This is a genomic window from Streptomyces sp. MBT53 (assembly GCF_016654115.1).
Classification (GTDB): Bacteria; Actinomycetota; Actinomycetes; order Streptomycetales; family Streptomycetaceae; genus Streptomyces.
In genome coordinates, this window is sequence record NZ_JAEQAZ010000021.1 from 66,491 (window position 1) to 73,015 (window position 6,525).

The 6,525-nt window shown below is 70.2% G+C and carries 6 protein-coding genes; 1 reads left to right on the forward strand and 5 read right to left on the reverse strand.

Features of this window, described 5'->3' with window-relative positions; genetic code table 11:
• Window positions 1–211: 211 nt before the first annotated feature.
• From JHN45_RS10925 to JHN45_RS10945, 5 genes are all read right to left on the reverse strand, one after another.
• On the reverse strand, window positions 212–2,068 hold the full coding sequence (locus JHN45_RS10925) for a glycoside hydrolase (protein WP_201048856.1): 1,857 nt from the start codon (window positions 2,066–2,068) through the stop codon (window positions 212–214).
• A gap of 11 nt (window positions 2,069–2,079) precedes the next feature.
• Window positions 2,080–3,327, reverse strand: coding sequence for an ROK family transcriptional regulator (locus tag JHN45_RS10930; protein ID WP_307783073.1), 1,248 nt, complete (start codon window positions 3,325–3,327; stop codon window positions 2,080–2,082).
• 176 nt (window positions 3,328–3,503) lie between these two features.
• Window positions 3,504–4,748, reverse strand: coding sequence for an FAD-binding protein (locus JHN45_RS10935; protein ID WP_201048852.1), 1,245 nt, complete (start codon window positions 4,746–4,748; stop codon window positions 3,504–3,506).
• Window positions 4,745–5,071, reverse strand: coding sequence for a hypothetical protein (locus JHN45_RS10940; RefSeq protein WP_200714388.1), 327 nt, complete (start codon window positions 5,069–5,071; stop codon window positions 4,745–4,747). The genes JHN45_RS10935 and JHN45_RS10940 overlap by 4 nt, the downstream gene beginning before the upstream one ends.
• Before the next feature lie 5 nt (window positions 5,072–5,076).
• Window positions 5,077–5,616, reverse strand: a complete 540-nt coding sequence (locus JHN45_RS10945) for a TetR/AcrR family transcriptional regulator (RefSeq protein WP_201048853.1) — start codon at window positions 5,614–5,616, stop codon at window positions 5,077–5,079.
• 127 nt (window positions 5,617–5,743) lie between these two features.
• On the opposite strand from JHN45_RS10945, the gene JHN45_RS10950 reads away from it, so the two are divergent.
• Window positions 5,744–6,403 carry a pyridoxamine 5'-phosphate oxidase family protein gene (locus JHN45_RS10950; RefSeq protein ID WP_201048854.1) on the forward strand — a complete coding sequence of 220 codons (660 nt, stop codon included), beginning with the start codon at window positions 5,744–5,746 and terminating at the stop codon, window positions 6,401–6,403.
• Window positions 6,404–6,525: the final 122 nt, after the last annotated feature.

A 6,525-nucleotide genomic window follows, 5' to 3' on the forward strand; every position in this document is an offset into this window, starting at 1 on the left:
TGACGTCCTTGTCTCTCGCGCGGCTGCGGCTCCACGGCTCAGCTGCCCGTGGCTGAATTCGAGGTGCGGAGCGGGACGTTAACCTTCGGCTAAGCCTTCGGCAAGGGGTTGGACGAAGCCTGTTCGAAGCGTTGTGCAACGTTCGGAATACCGGACGTGACGAGGGTGCGGGCCGCCGCGTGGCCGGCCCGCACCAGCTGTCAGGTGGTCATCAGACCTTCGACCAGGCCTCGTTGGCCCCGCCGTTGCAGCTGTAGAGGATCACTCTGCTGCCGTCGGAGGTCGCCTGACCGCTCACGTCGAGACACTTCCCGGACGCCTCGCTGAGGATCTGCCCGTTGGCGTTCAGCAGCCATCGTTGGCTCGGATCACCCGTGAAGTCCGTGGCGGTCGTCAGCCCCGAACTCCCCACCGTCAGATACCCGTTGGCCCCCTTCAGACCACCCTTCGCGTCGTACGACCACGTCTGCCCGGCCCCGCCCGTGCAGGTGCCGATCGCGGCCCCCGAGACGTCCGCCGACAGGCACTTCCCGGACTGGCTGCCCTGGAGGGCACCGGTGACGGCCGTCGAACTCCCTTGGCCCTTCCTGGACTTCTGGTCGAGGACGTACGTCGTGATCGAGCGGGCGGCCAGCGTCGTGGAGACCGTGGAGCCGCTCACGTCCGGCTTCGCGACCTGCGCCCAGTTCTCCGTGGCCGAGGTCCGCACGGCCTGCGTCGCGCGCACCGGCACCTTGCCGTTGAAGTGCAGGTTCAGCGAAGTGTCCGTGGTGTTCTGGTTGTTGACCACGACGACCCACTTGCCGTCCCGGTCGTAGGAGGTCACCTCGACACCGCTCGGCGCGCCCGTCACGTTGTGCGCGACCGAGCCCGGCCGCACGAACTTGCTGTACTGGCCCAGCGCGTAGTACCGCTTGGTGAAGTACAGGGTCTGGTTGCCGTCCGTCGCGTAGTCGGGGTCGTAGTAGATCAGCCCGTCGTTCCAGCCGACGTCGTTGCGCGCGGCCGGGTCCGTGCCGTAACCGCTGGCGAGGGCCACCCACCACTGGAACGCCGAGTCGTGTGCGCTCGCGAAGTCCTTGTACATGATCCGGGACATCAGCAGGGCGTTGTCGATGGTCGGGTCGTACTCCTGGTTCCAGCCCGTGGTGCCCTTGCCGAAGCAGCAGATCTCGGTGGCCCAGGAGGGCTTGCCGACCGTCTTCGCCGTCTCGTAGACATTGCCCAACTGGCCGTCGTTCGGGTTGTTGTACGTGTGGTGCGCCAGCTCGGACACGTACTGCGCGGTGTCGGGCTGCGCGATCCACTGCGGGACCTCGGTGCTGAAGCTGACCGTGCTGCTCGACTCGTCGGCGATGATGCTGGTCTTCTGCTTCCGGGCCCGCTGCTCGGCGCCCAACGCCCGCACGATGTCGTCGCGTTGGTCGACGGTGACCTGCATGCCCTCCTGGCCGCAGTCGCCGAAGTTGTTGTTGGGCTCGTTGAAGGGGCTGATGTAGTCGAACTTCGCGCCCTGCTTCGCGAAGTGGGCGGTGACGTCGGCGATGTACTTCGCGTAGTCGCCCTCGTTCTCGGCCTTCAACTGGCCGCCGCAGCTCTGCCCGTTGGTCGTCCACTGCGCGGGCGCGCTGTTCACGAACCCGATCAGGTCCTGGACGCCGTACTTCGCGGCGTACTTGAGGAAGGTCCGCCCGCCCTTGTCCTTGCTCCAGTCGTAGGTGCCGTCGGCGTTCAGGAAGTCCTGGGCGGCGCGGGCCGGGGTGGTGACCGCGGCGCCACCGCCGCCGATGTTGTAGCGGTAGGAGGAGAGGTCCAACCCCTTCTCGGAGAACAGGAGTTGGGCGACCCGGGCCTGTACCTCGGGCTTGAAGTACTGGAGGTCGTTGACCCACCAGGCGCCGGACGCGCCGATGTTGTCGATGGTCTGGGCCGCGTGGGGGGAGACTTCCGCCGGTGCGACGCCGTCGGCATTCGCGGGCGGCGCGGACATCAGGGCCCCGGTGACGGCGAGCGCGGCTGCCGCTGTCGCGAGGATCGATCTCCTGGGGTGGGGCTGGGTCACGTGCATCCCTTCCGTCGTCATGAAGGTGGTGCGGTACGGCTCCTTGCCTGGGTAGTGCGGTTCTTGCCGTTCCTCTGTCCCACCGACTGAAGTGCCCCTTCGAGTGCGAACGTTGCCGCTCCGAGGCACGCCGGGTCGGTGGGGATGGGGGAGAGGACGATCTCGGTGGCGGCGAACGGCCGCCTGAGCGCGTGCCGTTGGACGGCCTCGCGCACTTCGTGCAGCAGGGGTTCGCCGAGCTTGCGGGCCACCCAGCTGCTGAGCACGACCACTTCGGGGTTGAGGAGGTTCACCAGGTTGGCGATGCCCGCGCCGACGTAACGGGCCGTCTCCCGCACGACCTTGAGGGCCACGGGATCGTTGGCGGCCACTGCCCGGGCCAGCGCGTCGATCGTGGCCGTCTGGTCCTCGGGGTGCAGCAGCGGGCTCTGCGGGCTCAACTCCCGTAGATTCAGCATGATTCCGGGCGCGCCGACATAGGCCTCCACGCAGCCGTGGTTGCCGCAGCGGCACAGCCGCCCGTCCAGGACGAGCGTGGTGTGACCCCATTCGCCGGCACTGTTGCTCACGCCCCGGTAGAGCCCGCCGCCCAGTGCGAGCCCGGCGCCGACGCCGGTCCCGAGGTTGACCACCACCGCGTCCCCGCGCCCGCGCGCCGCCCCGAACCACATCTCGGCGACCGCGCCGGCCCGCAGCGGATTGTCCAGGTAGAGCGGGTAGGCGATGACCTCGGACAGCAGGTCGAGCAGCGGTACGTCGTGCCAGTCCCAGTTGGGCGCGTACTCCGAGACGCCGGTCTTGCGGTCCACCTGACCGGGCACGCTCACCCCGACGCCGAGGACGCGCGCCGCCTCGACCCCGGCCTGCGCGACCACCGCCCCGACGGCGGCGGCGACATGGCCGACCACCTGCTCCGGACGGCTCTCGCCGGGCCGCATGTCCTCGTCGGCGCGGGCCAGGACGTTCAACGCCAGGTCGAACAGCTCGACATGGACGTACGTCTCCGCGATGTCGACGCCGATCAGCGCGCCCCCCGACGCGTTGACCGCGACCAGACCCCGGGGGCGGCCCCCCGCCGAGTCCTCGAACCCGACCTCGGTGATCATCCGCAGGTCCAGCAGCTCACCGACGAGGGTGGCCACGGTGGCCAGGCTCAGCCCGGTCGCGGTGGCCAACTCCTGCCGGGAGGTGGGCGATTGGGCGATGATCTGACGCAGCACCTCGTAGCGGTTCGCGGTGCGGATGTCACGTGATGTGCGCTTCACCGGAGGTGCCCCACCCTTTTCTGCCGTCATGCCGGGGCACGACGGCTCCGGCGCGCGGCAAGGCTATGGGCTGCGGGTGACGTTCGACAAGGGGTTAGGAAAGGGGCTATACAAAGTCGCCCACCCGGCCGTCGGCCCGGTCCTGCGCCGGGCCGCCCGCCGAGTCGTGGACCGGGTCATCCACCGATGACGTCCCGGACGAATGCGTTCGCGAACACACCCCGCGGGTCGAGGTCCCGCGCCAGCGCCGCGAAGTCGCCGAGCCGCGGATAGCGACCGCGCAGCACCTCCGCCGAAGTGGTGAACACCTTCCCCCAGTGCGGTCGCGCGTCGAAGCCGTCCAGCGCCTCCTCCAGCCGCCGCACCACGGGCAGTACCGCCGCCGTGTCCTCGATCCAGGTGAAGTGCAGCGCCACGGTGTCCCGCCCGTACGAGGGGCTCAGCCACTGCGCGTCGGCGGCGACCGTCCGCACCTCGCAGATCTGCAGTACACCGGCGACCGTCTCCCGGATCCCGTCGACCGCATACAGCGCGTCGTATGCGGTCGACCGCGGCAGCAGATACTCCGACTGCAGCTCCGCCCCGCTGCTCGGGGTGAACTCCGCCCGGAAGTGCGGCAGCCGCTCGTGCCAGGGCCCCGGCACCCCGAGCTGCTCGGTGGTGTTGACCGCGGGCATCCCCGGCACCGGGTGCAGCGCCTCCGTCGCGGGCGCGGCCCACGGGAAGTCCACCGGCGCCTGGTCGGTGCGCCGCTTCAGCCACACCTGGCGGAAGCCCGGCTGCCGCCAGTCGGTGAACAGACTCACGCTGTACGCCGAGGCCGCCACCGTCTCGAAGTCCAGCCCGGCAAGCGGGAGTTCGGTGAAGACGTGCTGCTCGACCTCGAAGGACGGCTCCAGGTCGAGGGTGAGCGAGGTGACGACACCGAGCGCGCCGAGCGAGGTCACGGCGCCGTCGAAGCGGTCGTCGCCGCGGGCGATCGTCACCGTCGAGCCGTCCGCCGTGACGATCTCGACCTCGCGGACGGCCGCCGCGAGCGAGCCGTTGCGGACGCCCGAGCCATGGGTGCCGGTCGCCACCGAGCCCGCCACCGAGATGTGCGGCAGGGACGCCATGTTGGGCAGCGCGAGCCCGTGCTCGGCCACCCGGCGGGCCAGCTCCGCGTACCGGACGCCGCCCGACACCCGTACCGTCCGGGCCGTCGTGTCCACGTCGAACTCGGCCGGCAGTGCGGCGATCGACAGCAGGGTGCCGTCCGGGCCCGGCTCGGCGATCTGGTTGAAGGAGTGGCCGCTGCCCAGCACCCGCACCCGCGCGCTCTCGGCCACGAGGGTCCTGAGCGCGTCGAGTGTGCGCGGGCGGTGGAGTTCCTTCGCCGCGTAGGTGATGTTGCCGGCCCAGTTGGTGACCGTCTCCGTCATGCCTGCCGTCCCTCCGGGAGCGTGCCCTTGCGTGTTCTGCCCCAGGGGTCGGTACGCCACAGCCGGGCGTGGATCAGCCCGACCAGGAGGACTCCTGCTGCTGCCGCAGCATAAGTCGGCAGCGGATGCGCCCGCGTATCGGTGTAGTGCCAGCAGACGGCCGCCGCGACGATCAGCACCCAGCCGGAGAGGACGTTGGCGACGGCGGAGGGACGGAACGGGCCGGGGCTGATGCTCTCTCCCGTACTGCCCATCACGTAGTAGGGGAGCCCGTCTCCCGCGCAGAAGCCTGCCGCGAGACCGAGGGCGAGCGTACCGATCATGGTGCTCAACTCCTTTGACGTGGTGCGGTGTCGAGGCCGACCGTCACGAGGTCGACCAGCCGGCGCAGGCGACGCCGGAGCACTTCCGGGGTGCCCTCGGACTGGCCGATGCCGACGGTCGCGGCGAGCAGCAGCTCGGCGGTCTCACGGGGCTCGGGCACCTCGTGCAGCAGGTCCGCCAGCGCGTCGACCAGCCGGTCCTCGACCGAGGTCAGCCCCATCGCGGCGGCCTCCGCGACCAGTTCCTGCCGGAACCCGGCCCCGGAGACGCCGATCGCCGTCTCCAGCTTCACCGAGAGCACGCCGTGGACCTGGTCGGCCGGTGTCCCCCCGGCGTCGCGGGCACGGTGGGCCGCGTCCGTCATGAGGTCGGTGACGCGGGCGGCGACGGCGGCGAAGACGTCCTGCTTGTTGCTGAAGTGCTGGTACAGCGCGGGCCGGGACACGCCCGCGGCCCGCGCGACGAGTTCCATCGAGGTCTGCCGGAACCCGTACCGGCCGAAGACGTCGACGGCCGCTGTGACGATGTCGTCCCGCTTGCTCATGCTGACAATTTTGACGAGAAATGTCAGATCCGTCAATGCTTCGGATTTCGTTGTTGTGGTGCCTTGGGTGTGCGGTATTCGAAAGGAGCATGGTCTTTTGAGTGCTGCATCGATAGTCTCGGGCGTTATGACCGACCGCCTGCCCGAGACCGACCTCACCCGCCATCGCCGGTTCCGCGAGCAGGGCAGCCTGGACCGTGCCGACCTGGACGCGATCCTGGACGCCGGTTTCGTCTGCCATCTCGGGGTCGTGGTCGAGGGGCGGCCGGTCGTCGTGCCCACGGTGTACGGGAGGGACGGGCGGCGGCTGTATCTGCACGGGTCCGTCGCGAGTCGCAGCCTCGCGGGCGGGGAGCCCGTGTGTGTCACCGTCACGCATGTCGACGGGCTGGTGCTGGCCAGGTCCGTCTTCGAGCACGGCGTGAACTACCGCAGCGCGATGATCCACGGGGTGCCCCGCAAGGTCACCGACCCGGAGGAGAAGCTGGCCGGCCTGCGCCGCGTCACCGAACAGGCGGCGCCTGGGCAGTGGTCGTACGCCAGGCAGCCGAACCGCAGGGAACTCGCCGCCACCACGCTGCTCGTCCTCTCGCTGGAGGAGGCCTCCGTCAAGATCCGCACCGGTGGGCCCGACGACGGCGACGGACCCGACGCGGAACTGGGCCTGTGGGCCGGGACGCTGCCACTGACCTCGACCTGGGGCGCGCCCGAGCCTGACCCCGTGCTGCCGGCGGGCATCCCGGTACCGGAGCACGTCGCGCGGCGCGAGGGGACGGGGCAGGGCTGACCTGGCCCGTGGCGCTGAGCGGCCCGACCAGCCCAATCCCGCTCACCCCATGCCTTTAGGGGCGCGGGCCGTGACATTTGCGGCTCCGCCGCGGGGCGCGCCCAGCCACAACGCACCCGCAC

Coding starts and splice junctions, on each gene's coding strand:
- JHN45_RS10925 (WP_201048856.1), bottom strand. CDS start 2,068: ATGCACGTGACCCAGCCCCACCCCAGGAGATCGATCCTCGCGACAGCG.
- JHN45_RS10935 (WP_201048852.1), bottom strand. CDS start 4,748: ATGACGGAGACGGTCACCAACTGGGCCGGCAACATCACCTACGCGGCG.
- JHN45_RS10940 (WP_200714388.1), bottom strand. CDS start 5,071: ATGATCGGTACGCTCGCCCTCGGTCTCGCGGCAGGCTTCTGCGCGGGA.
- JHN45_RS10945 (WP_201048853.1), bottom strand. CDS start 5,616: ATGAGCAAGCGGGACGACATCGTCACAGCGGCCGTCGACGTCTTCGGC.
- JHN45_RS10950 (WP_201048854.1), top strand. CDS start 5,744: ATGACCGACCGCCTGCCCGAGACCGACCTCACCCGCCATCGCCGGTTC.